This is a genomic window from Blautia sp. MSK.20.85 (assembly GCF_013317245.1).
Taxonomy (GTDB): domain Bacteria; phylum Bacillota; class Clostridia; order Lachnospirales; family Lachnospiraceae; genus Blautia_A.
Map to the genome: position 1 here is coordinate 35,747 of NZ_JAAIUN010000007.1, position 20,235 is coordinate 55,981.

Genomic DNA, 20,235 nt, shown 5'->3' on the forward strand with positions numbered 1-20,235 from the left:
GTGAAACGTCAATGGAAAAAAACAGAATTCGTTCTGTAAAAACTGGAAAAAGCATGCGTATGAGCTACCAGAGACAAAAAGAAGTCCTGGAAATGCCAAACCTGATCGAAGTTCAGAAAGATTCCTACCAGTGGTTTCTTGACGAAGGTTTAAAAGAAGTATTCGATGATATTTCTCCGATCGCAGATTACGGCGGAAAGCTCAGTCTGGAATTCATCGATTTCACATATGATGAAAAAGATGCGAAATATTCCATCGAGCAGTGTAAAGAACGTGACGTGACTTATGCCGCACCTTTGAAGGTTCGAGTAAGGCTGATCAATAAGGAAACAGAAGAGATCAACGAACACGAGATTTTCATGGGAGATTTACCGCTGATGACTGCTACAGGTACCTTTGTTATCAATGGTGCTGAGCGTGTTATTGTCAGCCAGTTAGTACGTTCCCCTGGAATCTACTACGCAATCGCTCATGATAAACTTGGTAAGAGACTGTTTTCCAGTACTGTAATTCCGAACAGAGGTGCATGGCTGGAGTACGAGACAGATTCAAATGATGTATTTTATGTACGTGTAGACAGAACAAGAAAGGTTCCGATCACTGTTCTGATCCGTGCACTGGGCATTGGAACCAATGCTGAGATCATTGATCTGTTTGGTGAAGAGCCAAAGATCCTTGCCAGCTTTACCAAGGATACTTCCACAAACTATCAGGAAGGTCTCCTTGAGCTGTATAAGAAGATCCGTCCGGGCGAGCCGCTTGCAGTAGAGAGCGCAGAGAGCCTGATCATGGCAATGTTCTTCGATCCGAGAAGATATGACCTTGCCAAAGTCGGACGTTATAAATTTAATAAGAAGCTTCATTTCAACAAACGTATCGTAGGCCACAAGCTCTCCCAGGATGTTGTAGATACAACAACAGGTGAGATCCTTGCAGAGGCTGAGACACTTGTTACAAAAGAGCTTGCTGATACTTTACAGAATTCCGCAGTTCCGTATGTGTGGATCCAGGGTGAGGAGAGAGAGATCAAAGTCCTTTCCAGCCTTATGGTTGACATCCGTCACTATCTGCCGGAGCTTGAGGATCCGAAGTCCCTGGGTGTTACAGAATTAGTATACTACCCGGTACTCGAAAAAATTCTGGAAGAAAATGACACATTTGAGGACAGATGTGAGGCGATCAAACGTGATATCCACGACCTGATCCCGAAACACATCACCAAGGAAGATATCCTTGCGTCCATCAACTACAATATGCATCTGGAGTATGGCCTTGGTAACGATGATGATATCGACCACCTGGGTAACCGTCGTATCCGTGCTGTCGGTGAGCTGCTTCAGAACCAGTACCGCATCGGTCTTTCCAGACTTGAGCGTGTGGTACGTGAGAGAATGACAACACAGGACACAGAGAGCATTTCTCCGCAGTCCCTGATCAATATCAAACCGGTAACTGCAGCAGTGAAAGAATTCTTCGGATCTTCCCAGCTGTCACAGTTCATGGACCAGAACAACCCGCTTGGAGAGCTGACTCATAAGAGAAGACTTTCCGCACTGGGACCTGGCGGTCTGTCACGAGACAGAGCCGGATTCGAGGTTCGAGACGTACATTACTCCCATTACGGAAGAATGTGCCCGATCGAGACTCCTGAGGGACCGAACATCGGTCTTATCAACTCCCTTGCATCCTATGCAAGAATCAATCAGTACGGTTTCGTAGAGGCACCGTACAGAAAGATCGACAAAACAGATCCTTCCAACCCGCGTGTAACCGATGAGGTTGTATACATGACAGCGGATGAGGAAGATAATTACCATGTAGCACAGGCGAATGAGCCTCTGGACGAAGAGGGACATTTCCTTCATAAGAATGTCTCCGGTCGTTACCGTGAGGAGACACAGGAGTACGAGCAGCACATGTTTGATTACATGGACGTATCTCCGCGAATGGTATTCTCCGTTGCTACAGCCCTGATTCCGTTCCTGCAGAACGATGATGCGAACCGTGCGCTGATGGGATCAAACATGCAGCGTCAGGCCGTTCCGCTTCTTACAACAGAGGCTCCGGTTGTTGGTACAGGTATGGAGACCAAGACAGCCGTTGACTCCGGTGTATGTGTTGTTGCAAGAAAAGCAGGTACCGTACTTCGTTCTACATCTACAGATATCACCATCAAGAACGATGACGGAACAAAAGATGATTATCATCTGACCAAATTTATGCGAAGCAACCAGAGCAACTGCTACAACCAGAGACCGATCGTGTTCCAGGGTGAGCACGTTGAGGCAGGACAGGTTATCGCTGATGGTCCGTCTACATCCAATGGTGAGCTTGCACTTGGTAAGAACCCGCTGATCGGATTTATGACCTGGGAAGGTTATAACTACGAGGATGCCGTTCTGCTTAGCGAGAGACTGGTACAGAATGATGTTTATACATCTGTCCATATCGAGGAATATGAGGCAGAATCCCGTGATACCAAGCTGGGACCGGAAGAGATCACACGTGATGTTCCGGGTGTCGGCGATGATGCTCTGAAAGATCTGGATGAGCGTGGTATCATCCGTATCGGTGCTGAGGTACGTGCCGGTGATATCCTTGTTGGTAAGGTTACTCCTAAGGGAGAGACAGAGCTTACTGCTGAGGAGCGTCTCCTTCGTGCCATCTTCGGTGAGAAGGCAAGAGAGGTACGTGATACTTCCCTTAAAGTACCGCACGGTGAATATGGTATTATCGTAGATGCCAAGGTATTTACAAGAGAGAACGGCGACGAGCTGAGCCCTGGAGTAAATCAGGCAGTACGTATTTATATTGCACAGAAGAGAAAGATCTCCGTTGGTGATAAGATGGCTGGTCGTCATGGTAACAAGGGTGTCGTTTCCCGTGTACTTCCAGTTGAGGATATGCCATTCCTTCCGAACGGACGTCCGCTCGATATCGTGCTGAACCCTCTGGGTGTACCTTCCCGAATGAACATCGGACAGGTACTGGAGATCCACTTAAGCCTTGCTGCCAAAGCACTTGGCTTCAACATTGCAACACCAGTATTCGATGGCGCCAACGAGGTTGATATCCAGGATACTCTGGAGCTTGCCAACGATTACGTTAATACGGAAGACTTTGAGGAATTCCGTGAGAAATATAAAGATATCCTTGCACCGGATGTTATGCAGTACCTTGATGAGAACAAAGCTCACAGAGCACTCTGGAAGGGCGTTCCTATTTCCAGAGATGGTAAGGTAAGACTTCGTGACGGACGTACAGGAGAGTACTTCGACAGCCCTGTAACTATCGGTCACATGCACTACCTGAAACTGCATCATCTGGTAGATGATAAGATCCATGCACGTTCCACAGGTCCATACTCCCTGGTAACACAGCAGCCTCTGGGTGGTAAAGCTCAGTTCGGTGGACAGCGTTTCGGAGAGATGGAGGTTTGGGCACTGGAGGCATATGGTGCTTCCTACACACTGCAGGAGATCCTGACAGTGAAGTCTGATGATGTGATCGGACGTGTTAAGACCTATGAAGCGATCATCAAAGGCGATAACATTCCTGAGCCAGGTATTCCTGAGTCCTTTAAGGTACTTCTTAAAGAGCTTCAGTCTCTTGGTCTGGATGTACGTGTACTCAGCGAGGACGGAGAGGAAGTTCACATCATGGAGACTTCTGATTACGGAGATACTGATCTTCGTCACGTCATCGAGGGAGATTCCAGAGGACGCAGAGATGAGGAGTCCTTCGGTAAACACGGCTATACCAAGCAGGAGTTCAGCGGAGAAGAACTTGTCAATGTAGAAGAAGATGAAGACATTGAAGAAGACGAGGACATGATCGAGTTTGAAGAGTCCTTTGATGATGAGGAATAAGAAAGGGGAAAGAATACATGGCAGAAACAACGAACGCCAATGAAACATATCAGCCAATGACTTTCGATGCCATCAAGATCGGACTGGCGTCCCCTGAGAAGATCAGAGAGTGGTCACACGGTGAGGTTTTAAAACCTGAAACAATCAACTACAGAACCTTGAAGCCTGAGAAGGACGGTCTTTTCTGCGAAAGAATTTTCGGACCGAGCAAGGACTGGGAGTGTCACTGTGGAAAGTATAAAAAAATTCGCTATAAAGGCGTTGTCTGCGACAGGTGTGGTGTTGAAGTAACCAAATCTGCCGTTCGTAGAGAACGTATGGGACACATTGAGCTTGCAGCTCCTGTATCTCATATCTGGTATTTCAAAGGAATTCCGTCCCGTATGGGTCTGATCCTTGATATTTCTCCAAGAACACTGGAGAAAGTGCTTTACTTTGCAAACTATATCGTTCTGGATCCTGCTGATTCAGGCCTTATGTACAAACAGGTACTCACCGAGCGTGAGTACCAGGAAGCAAGAGAGTCTTACGGCGAAGGCTTCCGCGTAGGTATGGGTGCTGAGTCCATCATGGAGCTCTTGAAAGCTATTGATCTTGAGAAAGATTCCGCAGAGCTGAAAGCAGAGCTTGTTGATGCAACAGGCCAGAAACGTGCAAGAATCATTAAACGTCTTGAGGTTGTAGAGTCCTTCCGTGAGTCCGGCAACCGTCCTGAGTGGATGATCATGACTGTGATCCCGGTTATCCCACCGGATCTTCGTCCTATGGTACAGCTGGATGGAGGACGTTTTGCAACATCTGACCTGAATGATCTTTACAGAAGAATCATCAACAGAAATAACCGTCTGAAAAGACTTCTGGAGCTTGGCGCTCCGGATATCATTGTCCGCAACGAGAAGCGTATGCTGCAGGAGGCTGTAGATGCCCTGATCGATAACGGACGCCGTGGACGTCCTGTAACAGGACCTGGAAACAGAGCCCTGAAATCCCTTTCCGACATGCTGAAAGGTAAATCCGGACGTTTCCGTCAGAACCTTCTGGGTAAACGAGTTGACTACTCCGGACGTTCTGTAATCGTTGTAGGACCGGAGCTGAAGATCTATCAGTGTGGTCTTCCGAAAGAGATGGCCATCGAGCTGTTCAAACCTTTCGTTATGAAAGAGCTTGTTGCTAACGGAACATCTCACAATATCAAAAATGCCAAGAAGATGGTAGAGAAACTTGAGCCTGCAGTATGGGATGTCCTTGAGGACGTCATTAAAGAGCATCCGGTTATGCTTAACCGTGCACCTACACTGCATCGTCTGGGTATCCAGGCGTTCGAGCCGATCCTTGTAGAAGGTAAGGCAATCAAGCTTCATCCACTTGTTTGTACAGCGTTCAACGCAGACTTCGATGGTGACCAGATGGCCGTACATCTTCCGCTTTCCCAGGAAGCACAGGCAGAGTGCCGTTTCCTTCTGTTATCACCGAACAACCTTCTGAAACCGTCTGATGGTGGTCCTGTAGCTGTTCCTTCACAGGATATGGTCCTTGGTATCTACTATCTGACTCAGGAGAGACCTGGAAACAAGGGTGAGGGCAAGTTTTTCAAGAGTATCAACGAGGCAATCCTCGCATACGAGAACAAGGTCATCACACTTCAGACCAAGATCATTGTACGCTGCCATAAGACAATGCCGGACGGAACTGTTTTAAGCGGCAATGTTCACTCTACACTGGGACGTTTCCTGTTCAACGAGATCCTTCCGCAGGATCTTGGATTCGTAGACAGAAGCGTACCTGGAAACGAACTGCTTCTTGAGGTTGACTTCCTTGTAGGTAAGAAACAGCTGAAGCAGATCCTTGAAAAAGTTATCAATACACACGGAGCAACAAAGACAGCCGAGGTACTTGACTCTGTTAAAGCTATGGGTTACAAATACTCCACACGTGCAGCCATGACCGTATCTATTTCCGATATGACCGTGCCGCCGCAGAAGCCGGAGATGATCAAGCAGGCTCAGGATACTGTTGACCGTATTACAAAGAACTACAAACGTGGTCTTATCACTGAGGAAGAGCGTTATAAAGAGGTTGTTGATACCTGGAAGAAGACCGATGATGAGCTTACAAAAGCCCTTCTGACAGGTCTTGATAAGTACAACAATATCTTCATGATGGCTGACTCCGGAGCCCGTGGTTCCGATAAGCAGATCAAACAGCTTGCCGGAATGCGAGGACTGATGGCTGATACAACCGGTCATACTATCGAGCTTCCGATCAAGTCTAACTTCCGTGAAGGTCTTGACGTACTGGAGTACTTCATGTCTGCGCATGGTGCTCGTAAGGGACTTTCCGATACCGCTCTTCGTACAGCCGATTCCGGATACCTGACAAGACGTCTTGTTGATGTATCCCAGGATCTTATCGTTCGTGAGGCTGACTGCTGTGAGAACAGAGCAGAGATCTCCGGAATGGAAGTTCGTGGATTCATGGACGGAAAAGAAGAGATTGAGAGCCTTCAGGAGCGTATCACAGGAAGATTCTCCTGTGAGACAGTTAAGAATAAAGACGGAGAAATCCTTGTTAAGGCGAACCACATGATCACACCGAAGCGTGCTGCCCGTATTATGAAAGAGGGCGTAAGCAACACAACAGGCGGACCGATCGACAAACTGAAGATCCGTACCATCCTTTCCTGTAAGTGCAAGGTTGGTGTCTGCGCGAAATGTTATGGTGCGAACATGGCTACCGGTGAGCCGGTACAGGTTGGTGAGTCCGTTGGTATCATCGCAGCACAGTCTATCGGTGAGCCAGGTACACAGCTGACCATGCGTACGTTCCATACCGGTGGTGTTGCCGGTGGAGATATCACACAGGGTCTTCCTCGTGTCGAGGAGCTTTTTGAGGCAAGAAAGCCGAAGGGTCTTGCGATCATCACAGAGATCCCAGGTGTTGCCACAATCAACGACACTAAGAAGAAACGTGAGATCATCGTAAATGATCCGGAGACAGGTGATTCCAAGACTTACCTGATCCCATACGGTTCCCGTATCAAAGTCCTTGACGGACAGGTTCTTGAGGCCGGCGATGAGCTGACAGAAGGTAGTGTAAATCCGCATGATATCCTGAGAATTAAGGGTGTTCGTGCAGTTCAGGATTACATGATCCGCGAGGTTCAGCGTGTATATCGTCTGCAGGGTGTTGAGATCAACGATAAGCATATCGAGGTTATCGTTCATCAGATGCTGAAGAAGATCCGTATCGAGGATAACGGAGATACAGAGTTCCTGCCAGGAACACTTGTTGATGTCCTTGATGTTGAGGAAGTTAACGAGAAACTTGAGGCAGAGGGCAAACAGCCGGCAGAGGGCAAACAGGTTATGCTTGGTATTACCAAGGCATCCCTTGCTACAAACTCCTTCCTGTCAGCAGCATCCTTCCAGGAGACAACAAAAGTCCTGACAGAGGCTGCTATCAAAGGTAAGGTCGATCCGCTGATCGGTCTGAAAGAGAACGTTATCATTGGTAAGCTGATTCCTGCAGGTACAGGTATGAAGCGTTACAGTGAGATCAGTCTTGACACAGGAATGCCGGAAGTAAAAACAGCTTCCGAGGAGCCTGAGGATACAGAGGAAATTTCCGTAGAGGAAGAGAAGACTGAGACTGCTCCGGAGGAAGAGACCGCTGCTGTTGAAGAGACAGCAGAGGAAACTGCACCGGTAGAAGAATAAGTCAATATACCTTGCTAATATAAATAAATCTCCCCCCGGAAATCCGGAGGGAGATTTCTGTTTATAAGCAGGGATTTTCTGAGAGAGGAGGGATTGCGATGGACAAGGAACTGCCAATTTCCCCGTGGCCGGAATGGAAGATCATAAGTAAGATCGGGGAAGGTTCTTTTGGAAGAGTGTATAAAGCTCAGAGAACAGAGAAGGGACGTTCTTTTTACTCGGCAATTAAGATAATCACAATCCCCGCCAGTAAAGGGGAACTGGACAGTGTGCGCTCAGAATCCGGCGATGAAAGATCCGTCCGCGGTTATTTCGAAAATCTGGTGGAGGAGTGCATTCAGGAAGTAAGCACCATGGAGTATTTCCGGGGAAATTCCCATATTGTATCTGTAGAAGATTACAAGGTAATGGAATATCTGGACGAGATCGGATGGGATATTTTTATCCGCATGGAATATCTCACAAGCTTCATGGAATATTATGCGGGAAAAAATCTCACAGAAAAAGAAGTGATGAAGCTTGGCATAGACCTTTGTAAATCACTGGAATACTGCGGGCAGCTTCACATTATCCACAGGGACATCAAACCTGAGAATATTTTTGTATCCAGATTCGGGGATTTCAAGCTGGGAGACTTTGGAATCGCCAGAGAACTGGAAAAAACCATGAGTACCCTTTCCAAAAAGGGAACTTATTCCTATATGGCGCCGGAGATGTACAGGGGAGAACAGTACGACAGCAGAGTGGACATTTATGCACTTGGCCTGGTGTTATATAAACTGATGAATCATAACAGGCTTCCGTTTCTGAATCTTGAAAAACAGCTGATCACATACAGAGATAAGGAAAACGCGCTCACGAGGAGGATGTCAGGCGAAACACCGCCTGCACCTGTGGATGCGGGAGAGGCTTTCGGCTCCGTTATCTTAAAAGCCTGTGCTTATGATGCAAAAGAACGATATCAGACTCCTGATAAGTTTCGGGAAGCACTGGAAGAAATCCGGTATGGAACGGCAAACAGAGAACAGGGAGTTCATGAGAAACCGAAACCAGTGGAGGAAAGACCTGTTCCGGAGTCCATGCCGAAGTTTCTCCAGGAGGGTGCAGCCAGACAGCTGGCAAGAACAAGTCAACTGAATACGGAGGCAATCCGTCAGGCACGTAGAAATCCTGCGCCGGTATCTGTACAGCCGGAGAAACCGACAGCCGGAGAAATAGCAAAAAATGCAGCCCGGAATAGGCCAAAGGCTCAGAGTACAATACAGAATCCTCAAAAATCTGCATCCGGAAAAACAGTATCCGAAAGAGATAGTCTGTCCGGTTATCAGTCAGGATTTTCCCGTCAGCCAGAACCCGGTATAAGAAAAACCGGAGCTGTAAAGCCCAGAGTTACTTCTATCACAGATCTGGAAGACGACCGTGACCAGAATCTCCAGGAGTGGGAAGGATCCGTGTCAGAGAATGGTGGAAATACCGATGACGGAAAGAGGCGGAAAGGCATTTTCAGAATGCTCATAGCAGTCGGGATCATTGTTGTGCTGATCGGCGGGATCATTGCGGTACGAACGATACGGAAACCTTCGGACAACGGGGAACCTTCGTATACAGATTCCGATGATTCTGATGCTCTGAACAAAGGAAATTTCGGCACTGCAGACGATGTAGATAAAAGCTTCGCACAGGCAATGGAAACGATACGTGACCATGCGACAACCATAGAAAATGCTCTGGACAGTTATAGACGTGAAGGCACAGAGGGGGATCGCCTGCGCTTTTATAACGGATCAGGAGAGATCGCCAAAGTACTTGTATATCCCGGCAGTTCCGCAGATGGCGTTTATGAGGAATATTTTTACTGGGGCGAGCAGATGTTTTATACTTATGTATGGGACGGAGATGAAAAACAGTATTTTTATTATCAGGACGGCCTTCTGATCCGATGGATCGATGCAGATGGTAAGGTTCATGATAAAGAGAGTGATAACGACAAATATGTAGAACTGGGAGACAAATACTGGAGTAATTCTGTAATGGAGCTTCAGCAATAATGTCGAAGGGGTTTTTACGAAAGGAAAAAGAATGGCCTATCAGATTGATTATGCATATACATGTCACACCGGAAAGGTGAGGACGAATAATGAGGATAATTTCTGGTGCTGCGGAGTGCGGCTGCCAGTGCACAACCAGGGAGTTGACGGAATCCTGGCAGGTCATACGCAGCATTGGCAGCTTCCCGTACTGGCAGTTTTTGATGGCATGGGAGGGGAAAGCTGTGGTGAGATGGCAGCCTCTGCAGCCGTGGAAGCACTGGGTGGTTTTTATGAAGAAAATAAAAAAAGCCTCAAAAAAGAGCCGGTGGTTTTTCTCACAGGAGCCTGTGCAAATATGAATGAAGCAGTATGCAGATACAGCAGGGAAAATCGTATCAGCAGCATGGGAACTACGATGGCACTTTTGTCTTTCAGTGAAAAAGCGATCTATGCCTGTAATCTTGGGGACAGTCGTATTTACCGCCATTTTCAGGGAAAACTGCAGCAGATATCTACGGATCATGTGATCAGTGGAAAAATGCTTGGAAAAGCTCCTTTGACACAGTACCTGGGTTTTCAGGAGGAAAACATGGCTCTGGAACCATCCATTGTGGAGATCGGCTATCAGACGGGAAGCAGTTATCTGATTTGTTCAGATGGCGTAACGGATATGCTGTCAGATGAAGAAATACAGGAAATCCTGAGCAAAACCGGTACCGCGGAAGAAAAAGTAGAAGAGCTTCTTGAAATGGCGCTGTCCAGAGGTGGAAGAGATAATGTAACGATGATCCTTGCCCAGATCAACGGCTATGAAGAAAAAAATCCTCTCAAACGATGGGCAGAACGGCACAGCACCGGGCGGTAGAAACTCTGCCGGTAATAAAGAGCGGCATTGCTTCCAACCGGCTCAGTCTGCCGGTGAGGAATATAAGGGATAAGGAGAATTTGCGATGAGAAATCGAATGCAGGATCTTGATTTTGAACAGACAGTTGCCTTCGATTCTGTGAAGGATTTTGAATTTACCAGAAAGGCGGCACAGAAGTTCCGCCAGGTTGTCAGTCTGGATTCCTTTGAGGATGAGGATGCAGATGTTATTTTTCATTATCTTTATAAAGAAATGGAACTGGTTTCTTTTGGCGATTATCTGAAAAGATATGTTTATGAGCGTGCAGAATTGGAAGAACCTTTTTCCCAGGTACCCCAGGAGGTTTACAGGGATATTGTGGTGGAATCTTTTAAAGAGACTTACACACCGAAATCCATGTCCCCGACTTCTGCCAAGCTGAGTTCTCTGGTGAACAACTGGCTGACCCAGGCTTCTGTGAAACGTGAGACTGTTTTTCTTCTTGGGTTCGGGCTCCGCATGAGTACGGAGGATGTATCGGATTTTCTGACCAGGGTGCTTCGGGAACAGGATTTTGATTTTCATAATCCGGAGGAAGTAATTTACTGGTATTGCTATCATAACCATCTTGGCTATTATAAGGCAGAAGAATATAAAAAAATCTATAAAGAACTGACACCCACGGAAAAAAAGACCGGTGAGGTTGTATACGGAACAGGTCTCTGTCTGGACAGTGAAGAGAAACTTCTGGAATATCTGGCATTTCTGAAAGGCAGATGCGACGATCCGAAATCGGAAAAGAGTCAGGCTTTTCAGGAATTTATGATCCTTCTGGAACGTGCCCGTAAGATCATTGCAGCCATGTACCAGCAGGATGAAGAGGAAAACGGTGGCAAAAAGATCTGGAAGCCTGAGAATATCAGCGCTTCAGATCTGGAGAAGGTCATCTGCAGCGGTATCCCTATCAACAAGATGGGAAATCTGAAAAAAATGTCCGCTTCTATTCTGGCAAAACATTTCAGCCAGAAGCGGTTCAGCCGCCAGAGGATCAATAACATTCTGAACCATAAGTTTCCGGTAGAACGATTTGATCTGATCACGCTGGAATTTTTTGTGATCTCTCAGGAGATGGCAGATGATGATCCATATACAAGATACCGCCATTTTCTGGATGAGATCCAGGAAATCCTGGCACGATGCGGCATGGGTGAGATCTACATAGTAAATCCATATGAGTGTTTCATCCTCATGTGTCTGCTGACAGACTGTCCGTTGGCAGTTTTTTCCGAGATCTGGGAGAAATCCTATGAAGAAGGGGAAGAGAAGAACTGAAAAGAAGAATAAAAAAGGATGATGCGTGTCTGGTGCATCATCCTTTTTTTAACCAACTGCGGAGCAGTTATTTGGTTATGTATGTGCTGTTATTTTGCTCTACCGGTTTTTGTATTATCCGCCCAGGAAAGGATATAATCTGTACCTTCCTGAAGTGTGGAAGAACCGTATTTTACAACTGGCTTCGGAGTTACCGCAGCTCCTTTGAAAATCTGTTCCGGAATATTTGAAAAATTACAGAGTTTTACAGACGTCATCTGTCTCGTTCCGGAATAATTCTGTTTGTAGGAAAGTGAAAAATCAAGGATCTCATTGCTTGCGGAACAGCGAACAGAGGTAATGGTAAAATCATCAGAAGTCAGCTTTGTGCCATTATAAGTGATGATCAGATTGTTTCGCAGATAAGTGGTTACACTTTCGTTTCCGTAGTTTGTATTTGGAAGCTGAATGGTTTCACCGGAGAGTTTCAGCGGATTGATCGTGAAGTATTTGGAAAATCCGCTTCTGTAGATACCAATACCTGTTATATTGACACGGGGCCTGTTAGTTCTGGAACTTGCCATGGTGTTATTGGAATAAGAAAGAGTATAATCAACATCTTTCTTTAAAGTAACACCGTTCAGTGTGACGGTTGGTTCCGGTTTGAATTCTTTGCCCGGGGCATACTCATAATCCGGAATATCACCGATTTCAGCTTCTGTTATCGGTGTAAGGTCGATATAGAAATATTTATTTCTTACACCGGTGAAATTTCCCATACCGGAAACGGTAACATAAGCATTGCCCTGACGTTCATTATCATGCCAGGAGAGCGTATAATCTACATTTTCTGTCAGGGTCATACCATTCCAGGTAACCGCTGGTTTCGGAGTCAGTGCTGTTCCGGTATACAGATAGGAGGACTGGGAAAAAGCAATATTTGCCTGAGAGAGACTGACCTGTCGGATAAAGAAATTATTGGTCAGAGTTCCTGAATAAAAACCAAGGCCTGTGATCGTAAAGCTTCCCAGACCACTGTTCTGATTGTTGGAGAAGGAAATGGCATAATCTTTTCCTTCAGCCAGTGTACGGTCATGAAACTTAAGTACAGGAGAAGATGCATCGAAGTGGAAATCCACCAGATCTGGAAGTGCGGAAATAACAGGAGAGACATTCTGGTTGGCAGGCTGTGTACAGGTTTCTGCTTTGTGAGAAGTAAAACACTGGATCCAGTAGAGATGCCCGTTCTGTGAGTAGCAGCCGATTCCGGCAGAAACATTGCTGGAATTTATGATGTTGGCATAATGTCCGGAAGATTTGACCCAGGTCTCCATAACTTCCTCAGGAGTAGACTGGTTGATGGCAAGGTTTTCGCTTGGATCCGCAAAGTAAGGAAAAGCGGAAAAACAGCTGGAACCATTGGGGCGGTTGTGACTGGCGTAAACAGTCAGTTCTTCTGCTCTGGTCATAGCGCATTCCAGAAGGTTCTTATCCATAGTAACAGGGGACAGGTTCTTTTTGGCACGTTCCTGGTTTACCAGATCAAGGACCTGATAAGCATAATCATAGCGGCGTGTACCCTGGCTGAGTTTCAGCTCAACAGTAGTCTGGTCAGATGCTGCCTGCACACAGACCACGTGGCCTGGCACCAGCAGAATAAGCAGGAGCAGCAGTGCAGGCCAGAATAAGTGTCTTGTTTTTTCTCTTTCGTCTGGTTCATGATGTTTTCCTTCCCGGTAAAAAATGAAGATATTTTCTTTTTATTATTCGTTGTAATATCCGTAGATCGCACGGCTGTCCTGAGCAATGGTATTCTGTGCCGCGGCGGTATCGTTAAGATCCTGTGACATGAAGCAGATCACAAGGTCGATTCCCTTTGCAGTATCGTAGATGATACCGGCATCATTCTCCACAGTGTCAAGCTCTCCGGTCTTGTTGGCGACTTTTACACCTTCTGGAAGCTGAGCGGGGATTTTGTTGGTTCTTGTCTGCATTTTCAGGAGGTGGTACATGTATTCCGCACCTGCAAGAGTATCTTCTGCCGCGCTGCCCTTGTCCATCTGATAGATGGTCTTCAGGAATTTTCCGCAATCTTTTACAGAGGTGTAATTATCTCCATTGGAATTATCTGCAAGAAGGAGACGTCCCATGGAAGTGTTGGTGTATCCATGATCCTGGCAGAATTTATTGACACGCGCCATTCCGGCTGCGTCATCACCGCCTCCGAGACAGTTGACAAGCTTGTTTGCCGCGTCATTATCACTGACTGTGATCATGGAATTCAGGTTGTTATCCAGGGTTTCTTTTCCGTAAGTTGTGGAAAGACTGTCATAATCTTCATATACAGCACCCATGATATACAGCTTGATCAGACTGGCAGCCTGCATCTTCTGATCATTGATGGCACCTTCGGTATTTTTTGCAAGATTACATACATATACGGACCAGGTACCGTTATCAGTCGGAAGAAGTGACTGTACCTGACTCAGTACGTTGTCCATGCTGGAGTCGGAATTATCGGTAAAAGTGCTGCTTCCACTGGAAGGAGACAGAGTGCCCTCTTCCTGTGAAGCTGCTGCGCTTTCCTGGCTTGCGGAAGAATCTGTGGAAGAATCTGTGGAAGAATCAGAATTCTGCTCCTGAGAGCTGGAATCCTGAGAATCCGGGGAAGCGGCAGCTGCTGCACTTTCAACGGTAGGATCATCCGCATAAAGAGCATCCAGCTGATCTGCCTTGCTGCTCAGCTCAGCAGCAGAATCAGAAACTTCCTGAACATTTTTCTGAAGGTCGGAAACCTTGGACTGAAGAGATTCAAGCTTGTTCAGTGAACGGACATTCAGTGCACCCAAACCCACCAGGGCAACGGCAAGCACTGCGATCACAACATATAAAAATACATTTTTTTTCATAAGAAATACTCCTTTTACTGCTGAAAATAAGCATCAATTCCATTGGCGATCCCTTCGGCCATTGTCTGCTGGAAGGAAGAATCTGCCATCTTCAGATCATCATTCTGATTGGTCATAAATCCCATTTCCACAATAGTAACCGGTATGGTACTCCAGTTGATTCCTGTCATGGTATCTGTATAGATAATACCGCGGTTCTGAAAACCGGTAGCTGCACAGTAGGAATCAATGATGCACTGGGAAAGACGGTTGGAACTGTCATAGAGACTGGAAACATAAGGATTCTGCTGTGATGGGCACATGGTCAGTGCGCCGGAAACAGAAGAAGAATCATCGCCGTTTGCATGGACACGTACACAGATTTCTGCACCCTGGGATGCTACCAGCTCCGCACGTTCCTTGTTGCTGATCGCAGTATCATTGTCAGTTCTTGTCATTACAACCTGATAGCCATGTTGCTCCAGGATATCTTTCAGAAGAAGAGAGACATTCAGATTCAGCTGATATTCCGGAAGGCCGCTGAAAGAACCACTGGTTCCGGTAGAAGCTTTTGCTTTCATGGTGGAGGAACCAGGTCCGTTGGGCTCTGTGGCGCTCATATCCACGTTTTCACCCTGATGTCCGGGATCAATTCCTACGATGTGACCATTTGCAGCAGAAGCAGTGGTATCGCTGCCTCCGTCAGAGAATCCCTCACCACCGGCTTCACTGAAAACAGAAGGTTTGGAACTTTTCTGGCTGTTTTCGGATTCCGGTGCGCGTTCGTGTTCGCCGGTGTTGTTCTTTACTGCCTGTTCAGTCTGGGAGCGTTGCTGCAGATATTTGTCGGCTGCCTGTTTCTTTTCGATCTTGGCTGTATAAAGGTCAATATCTTCTTTCATGGCTTTCTGCTTCGTTTTGACCGGTTCGATGACGGAAGTCATTTTCTGGTCTGCGGCATCAATTTTCTGATAGGTTTTGTAACTTAAGCCAAAAAGCAGTCCAATACAGATAAGACCCGTCAGAAACAGGACGATCGCCATCAGATGGGGCTTTTTTTCCATAAGATCATGTCCTTTCTTGGGAAATAGTTTGTATTTGTAAAACATTATAAAGAAGGACTTCGGAAAAAGCAATTGCGAAATTCTCCTTGACAAAAGAGAAAAGTATGATACTATATATGTAAAATAATTATATATAAAAATTTTATATATAAAATAATTACATAAAGGGGTGAGCGTATGTATTACTATCCGGTGTCAGCTGTGCTGACGGAATGCCTGATCCTCTCTGTTGTGGAACAGCAGGATTCCTACGGATATGAGATTAGTCAGACTGTGAAGATGGTAGCATCGATTAAGGAATCAACTCTGTATCCTATTTTGAGGAAGCTGGAGACAGGCGGATATCTGACAACTTATTCCGAGGAGTTCCAGGGAAGGAAGCGCAAGTATTATTCCATCACAGAGGAAGGACGCAGTCATCTGGAATATCTGAGGAAAGAGTGGAGAGAATACCGCGATACCATAGATGATATTGTGGAAGGGAGACTTCGAAAATGACGAGGAAAGAGTATATGGAGCAGCTCAGGAAATATCTGAAGCGGCTTCCGAAAGAAGATTATGAGAATGCCATTGAATATTTTTCGGAATATTTCGATGAGGCAGGTCCGGAGAATGAGCAGCAGGTAATGGAGGAACTTGGCGAGCCGAAGGAAGCAGCCAGGGAACTGCTTCTGAATCTTCTGCAGGAGAGTGTGGGAGACGGGAAAGACAGTACCGGAGAAAAAGAGACGGAACTGCCGGCAGAAGGTTCCGGCAACCGACGGAGTGCAGCAGGACAAAATGCAGCTGCTTCAACCAGTGATTCTACAAAGAAGAAACGTTCTCCGGGTAAGATCATCCTCCTTGCAATTCTTGTCCTCTGTGCGTCACCGGTAAGTCTGGCACTTATGTTCAGTGTGCTGGCAGTATTGTTTGCCGTAGTAGTTGTGATCGCAGCCGTGATTTTTTCCCTGGGTGTGGCCAGCATCGCAACCATAGCCGGAGGAATCATGGTAGCCGGTTTTGGAGCCACACTGATCCTGAAATCTGTGGCAGCAGCCTGCATGATGGTTGGCGGCGGATTTCTTATGGCAGGAGCCGGAATCCTGGTCGGTGTGCTTACCATATATATCTGTAAATGGTGTGCAACAGGAATCGGACGTCTGGTAAACCGATTTGTAAGAAAGAAGGTGCAAAGAAATGAATAAGATCGCAAAAACAGCATTGATGACAGGCACAGCGCTCTGTGTGGCGGGAGTCGTTCTTTCTACAGCAGGATATTTTGCCGGGGGAAAAGATTTCACATATGCTTCAGATCATGTGTATGTATCCGGAGGAAATTCTTCTGCTCATAAAAACCTTGCAGTTATGAAAAAAGAACAGATCGATGATTTTACAAAACTGAATGTAGATTTTGAGGATCTTGACCTGGATATCCGGACTTCGGATGATGACCATTATTATATGGAATATAAACTTGAGAAAAACGGAAAGAAAGATCCCCTGACCTGGGAGGATAAAGACGGAGAACTTACACTTAAGGAGTCCGAAGGAGGAACGGGAGGTTATTTTATAACATATGATCTGGGAGTCTTTCGGACACATATAGAGCAGACCCAGAAAGAAGATGCGGTAAATACAGTGATTCTCTATGTGCCGGAGAAAGCGCAGCTTCTGGAAGCTGAGATTCAGCTTTCGGACGGAGATTTTACTGCCGATCAGCTTTTATGTGAAAAAATGACAGCGCAACTTTCCGATGGAGATCTGATGCTGGACAAAGGCGTGTTTGAAAAATTTGAGGCAAAGCTTGGCGACGGAGATCTGGATGTAAAAGAGCTTCAGTGTACGGATAACATGCAGCTGAAATCCGAAAGCGGAGATGTGAGCATAAAAAAAGCAGATCTTACAGACGGCCAGATTTCTCTTGATGATGGTGAGCTTCAGATGGGCAACAGCAGTTTCAACGGAGATATGGAAATCACCAGCTCCAACGGAGATGTTTCCATCCAAATGAAAAAGAGCAGCGTGGATAAAACCAACATTTATCTGAAAACCACAGACGGGGATGTAGATACAGGAGATCTTTCCCGTGGAAAATCCAGCAATGAGGAAGACTTCTCTGTTTATGAGAACCAAGTAGGCACTTCCGCACCGACTTTAAGTGTGAAATGTAGCGACGGAGATATTATGTTAACCGAATCTGCAAAGTAGATAATGCGGATAGCAGATATCTGCCTGAACAGTCATCTGACCCTGAATCCGCCAGATAATAAAGAATGATCCAATAAAAGAAATCTTCTGAACAGCAGCAGACAAAAACACTGCCGTTTGGAAGATTCTTTTTGTTGTAAACAAAATATGAGGATGGTAAAATATACATCTGACGTAACGTTATACCGAGCAGGAGAAGGTAAAAAAAATCAAATGATAAAAAAAGATAATACTTCAAAACAGATCAGGATCTACTGTCTGGTCGTAGGGATCATTTCCTTCTTTATAGTATCCGTCTGCGGACAGCTGCTCAACAGGAATACTGTAAATGAAGAGAAAATGCGAGCTGCTTTTACAGCGGAAACAACCGTGAACCGGATAAAATCACAGCTTAATCGATATCTTGATGTCTCAGAATTCTTTCAGAATATCATTGGATCCGGACATCAGATGGACAGTAAAGAATTTCAGGCTCTGTCGCAGATGATCTCCGACGATTCTCAAATTATAAAAGCTATTGAACTGGCACCGGACGGAGTAGTTAAGGATATTTATCCTCTGAAAGGAAATGAGGCAGCTTTTGGAATTGATATGCTAAATAGTCCGGCCCGTAAACATGAAGCGAATCTGGCAATGAAAAGCGGCCAGTATACCATAGCCGGTCCTTATGAGCTGAATCAGGGAGGCCTTGGCTCACTGTTGTTTGAACCGATTTATATTACAGATAAATCCGGGGAAAAATCCTTCTGGGGATTCTCAATCCTGGTACTTGACTGGAACCGATTTCTGGAAGAACTGGAACTGGATAAGCTTACCGATGCTTCCTACTGTTATCAGATGTGGAAAAAAGACGGAAATTCCGGAAAGAAAACGATCATTGCCCAGGGTGGAGATGCGATTCACAAAGGGGCTGTACAGATCAGCTGTAAGGTTCCAAATGACACCTGGTATTTTGAGATTATTCCACATACCGGATGGGTTACTGTGAAACAGCAGGCACTGGTTTTTCTGGTTGCTGTAAGCATAGCTGTTCTGGCCACTGCGATCTGTTATCTGATGCTTCACAGAAAACAGAGAGAAAAACTGTATACAGAAGAAATCCGGAAGTCCGCGGAAAAAGCCAGAAAAGCAAATGAGGCAAAGACGAGATTTCTCTTTAACATGAGCCATGATATCCGGACGCCAATGAATGCCATTGTAGGATTTTCCGGACTTCTTGAGAAGAGTCTCCATGATGAAAAGAAATCTTTTGGCTACATAAAAAAGATCAGGGTTTCCAGCGATATTTTGCTGACGATCATCAATCAGGTTCTGGAAATGGCCCGTATCGAAAGTGGAAAGATCACTCTGAATCCGGAAAGTGTAAATATCCGTGAAATGGTGGAAGCCATGAACACTGTTTTTGAATCATCCCTTACAAAAAAATCTCTGGAATATCAGTGCAGCCTGAATGTGGTCCACGATCAGATCCTGTGTGATAAAACAAAGATGGAGGAAATTATTCTGAATGTTGTCAGCAATTCCATCAAGTATACCAATCCTCATGGAAAGATCACAGTATCCATTGATGAGCTGGATTCTGAGGATGAGAAAAACGCAAACTATAAAGTTGTTGTAGAAGATAACGGGATTGGAATGAGCCAGGATTATCTTCCACATATCTTTGAGGAATTTTCCAGGGAACATACTTCTACGGAAACCAGAGTTGCAGGCACAGGACTTGGACTTCCAATCGTAAAATCTCTGGTTGACCGGATGGGTGGAACCATCGAAGTAGAAAGTGAAGAGGGAAAAGGCACCCGCTTTATTATGAAATTTTCTTTTCCTGTCAGTTTAGAAAACCAGGTTCGGGAAAAAGAGAAACAGAATATTCCGGATATTACAGAGAAGCTTGAAGGAAAACGGATTCTTCTTGCGGAAGATAATGAACTGAACGCGGAAATTGCGGAGACAGTTCTTGAAGAAACCGGAATAAAAGTGAAACATGTGGAAGATGGCATCCAGTGTATTGAGGAACTGAAAAAGATGCCGGAGAAATATTATGATGTGATCCTGATGGATGTCCAGATGCCAAATATGGATGGTTACACGGCAACACAGAGGATCCGGGATTTGGACGATTCGAGAGCTGAGATTCCGATCATTGCCATGACTGCCAATGCCTATGATGAAGACAGACGAAAGGCACAGGAAGCAGGGATGGATGGCTTTCTGGCGAAGCCGCTGGACGTGGATGAGATGATGCGTCTGCTGGCCCAAATTATAAAAACAGAATAAATGAAACAGCACAAAACGCAGGATTTTTCTGGAGAAAAATTCCTG

General features: G+C 45.8%; 12 protein-coding genes. 9 read left to right on the forward strand and 3 right to left on the reverse strand.

Features of this window, described 5'->3' with window-relative positions; genetic code table 11:
• Positions 1-11 precede the first annotated feature (11 nt).
• The 5 genes from rpoB to G5B12_RS05745 all read left to right on the forward strand — a co-directional run bounded on the left by rpoB (position 12) and on the right by G5B12_RS05745 (position 11,792).
• Positions 12-3,869: a DNA-directed RNA polymerase subunit beta gene (rpoB, locus tag G5B12_RS05725; RefSeq protein WP_118061748.1), complete on the forward strand. Its 3,858-nt coding sequence runs from the start codon at positions 12-14 to the stop codon at positions 3,867-3,869.
• 17 nt (positions 3,870-3,886) lie between these two features.
• Complete coding sequence (rpoC, locus tag G5B12_RS05730) at positions 3,887-7,585, forward strand: DNA-directed RNA polymerase subunit beta' (RefSeq protein ID WP_174087893.1); 3,699 nt, start codon at positions 3,887-3,889, stop codon at positions 7,583-7,585.
• A 98-nt stretch (positions 7,586-7,683) separates the two neighbouring features.
• Complete coding sequence (locus tag G5B12_RS05735; protein WP_174087894.1) at positions 7,684-9,633, forward strand: serine/threonine protein kinase; 1,950 nt, start codon at positions 7,684-7,686, stop codon at positions 9,631-9,633.
• A 31-nt stretch (positions 9,634-9,664) separates the two neighbouring features.
• Positions 9,665-10,480, forward strand: a complete 816-nt coding sequence (locus G5B12_RS05740) for a PP2C family protein-serine/threonine phosphatase (protein ID WP_021976216.1) — start codon at positions 9,665-9,667, stop codon at positions 10,478-10,480.
• Between the two features lie 85 nt (positions 10,481-10,565).
• Positions 10,566-11,792 carry a hypothetical protein gene (locus G5B12_RS05745; RefSeq protein ID WP_174087895.1) on the forward strand — a complete coding sequence of 409 codons (1,227 nt, stop codon included), beginning with the start codon at positions 10,566-10,568 and terminating at the stop codon, positions 11,790-11,792.
• Positions 11,793-11,881: 89 nt separating this feature from the next.
• Here G5B12_RS05745 and G5B12_RS05750 read toward each other — a convergent pair whose 3' ends face one another.
• The 3 genes from G5B12_RS05750 to G5B12_RS05760 all read right to left on the reverse strand — a co-directional run bounded on the left by G5B12_RS05750 (position 11,882) and on the right by G5B12_RS05760 (position 15,723).
• On the reverse strand, positions 11,882-13,399 hold the full coding sequence (locus tag G5B12_RS05750; protein WP_174087896.1) for a CAP domain-containing protein: 1,518 nt from the start codon (positions 13,397-13,399) through the stop codon (positions 11,882-11,884).
• Positions 13,400-13,534: 135 nt separating this feature from the next.
• On the reverse strand, positions 13,535-14,680 hold the full coding sequence (locus G5B12_RS05755) for a serine hydrolase (RefSeq protein WP_174087897.1): 1,146 nt from the start codon (positions 14,678-14,680) through the stop codon (positions 13,535-13,537).
• Positions 14,681-14,694: 14 nt separating this feature from the next.
• A complete protein-coding gene (locus tag G5B12_RS05760) occupies positions 14,695-15,723 on the reverse strand; it encodes an N-acetylmuramoyl-L-alanine amidase family protein (protein ID WP_021976213.1) in 1,029 nt (342 codons plus the stop codon).
• 177 nt (positions 15,724-15,900) lie between these two features.
• Here G5B12_RS05760 and G5B12_RS05765 point away from each other — a divergent pair, with 177 nt between their 5' ends.
• From G5B12_RS05765 to G5B12_RS05780, 4 genes are all read left to right on the forward strand, one after another.
• Positions 15,901-16,221, forward strand: coding sequence for a PadR family transcriptional regulator (locus G5B12_RS05765; protein ID WP_118061753.1), 321 nt, complete (start codon positions 15,901-15,903; stop codon positions 16,219-16,221).
• A complete protein-coding gene (locus G5B12_RS05770) occupies positions 16,218-16,910 on the forward strand; it encodes a DUF1700 domain-containing protein (protein WP_021977001.1) in 693 nt (230 codons plus the stop codon). The genes G5B12_RS05765 and G5B12_RS05770 overlap by 4 nt, the downstream gene beginning before the upstream one ends.
• Complete coding sequence (locus G5B12_RS05775) at positions 16,903-17,913, forward strand: DUF4097 family beta strand repeat-containing protein (protein WP_174087898.1); 1,011 nt, start codon at positions 16,903-16,905, stop codon at positions 17,911-17,913. Before G5B12_RS05770 ends, G5B12_RS05775 begins: the two co-directional genes overlap by 8 nt.
• Positions 17,914-18,126: 213 nt before the next feature.
• A complete protein-coding gene (locus G5B12_RS05780; RefSeq protein ID WP_174087899.1) occupies positions 18,127-20,190 on the forward strand; it encodes an ATP-binding protein in 2,064 nt (687 codons plus the stop codon).
• Positions 20,191-20,235 lie beyond the last annotated feature (45 nt).

Coding starts and splice junctions, on each gene's coding strand:
- G5B12_RS05765 (WP_118061753.1), top strand. CDS start 15,901: ATGTATTACTATCCGGTGTCAGCTGTGCTGACGGAATGCCTGATCCTC.
- G5B12_RS05755 (WP_174087897.1), bottom strand. CDS start 14,680: ATGAAAAAAAATGTATTTTTATATGTTGTGATCGCAGTGCTTGCCGTT.
- G5B12_RS05760 (WP_021976213.1), bottom strand. CDS start 15,723: ATGGAAAAAAAGCCCCATCTGATGGCGATCGTCCTGTTTCTGACGGGT.
- rpoB (WP_118061748.1), top strand. CDS start 12: ATGGAAAAAAACAGAATTCGTTCTGTAAAAACTGGAAAAAGCATGCGT.
- G5B12_RS05775 (WP_174087898.1), top strand. CDS start 16,903: ATGAATAAGATCGCAAAAACAGCATTGATGACAGGCACAGCGCTCTGT.
- G5B12_RS05770 (WP_021977001.1), top strand. CDS start 16,218: ATGACGAGGAAAGAGTATATGGAGCAGCTCAGGAAATATCTGAAGCGG.
- G5B12_RS05780 (WP_174087899.1), top strand. CDS start 18,127: ATGATAAAAAAAGATAATACTTCAAAACAGATCAGGATCTACTGTCTG.
- rpoC (WP_174087893.1), top strand. CDS start 3,887: ATGGCAGAAACAACGAACGCCAATGAAACATATCAGCCAATGACTTTC.
- G5B12_RS05745 (WP_174087895.1), top strand. CDS start 10,566: ATGAGAAATCGAATGCAGGATCTTGATTTTGAACAGACAGTTGCCTTC.
- G5B12_RS05735 (WP_174087894.1), top strand. CDS start 7,684: ATGGACAAGGAACTGCCAATTTCCCCGTGGCCGGAATGGAAGATCATA.
- G5B12_RS05740 (WP_021976216.1), top strand. CDS start 9,665: ATGGCCTATCAGATTGATTATGCATATACATGTCACACCGGAAAGGTG.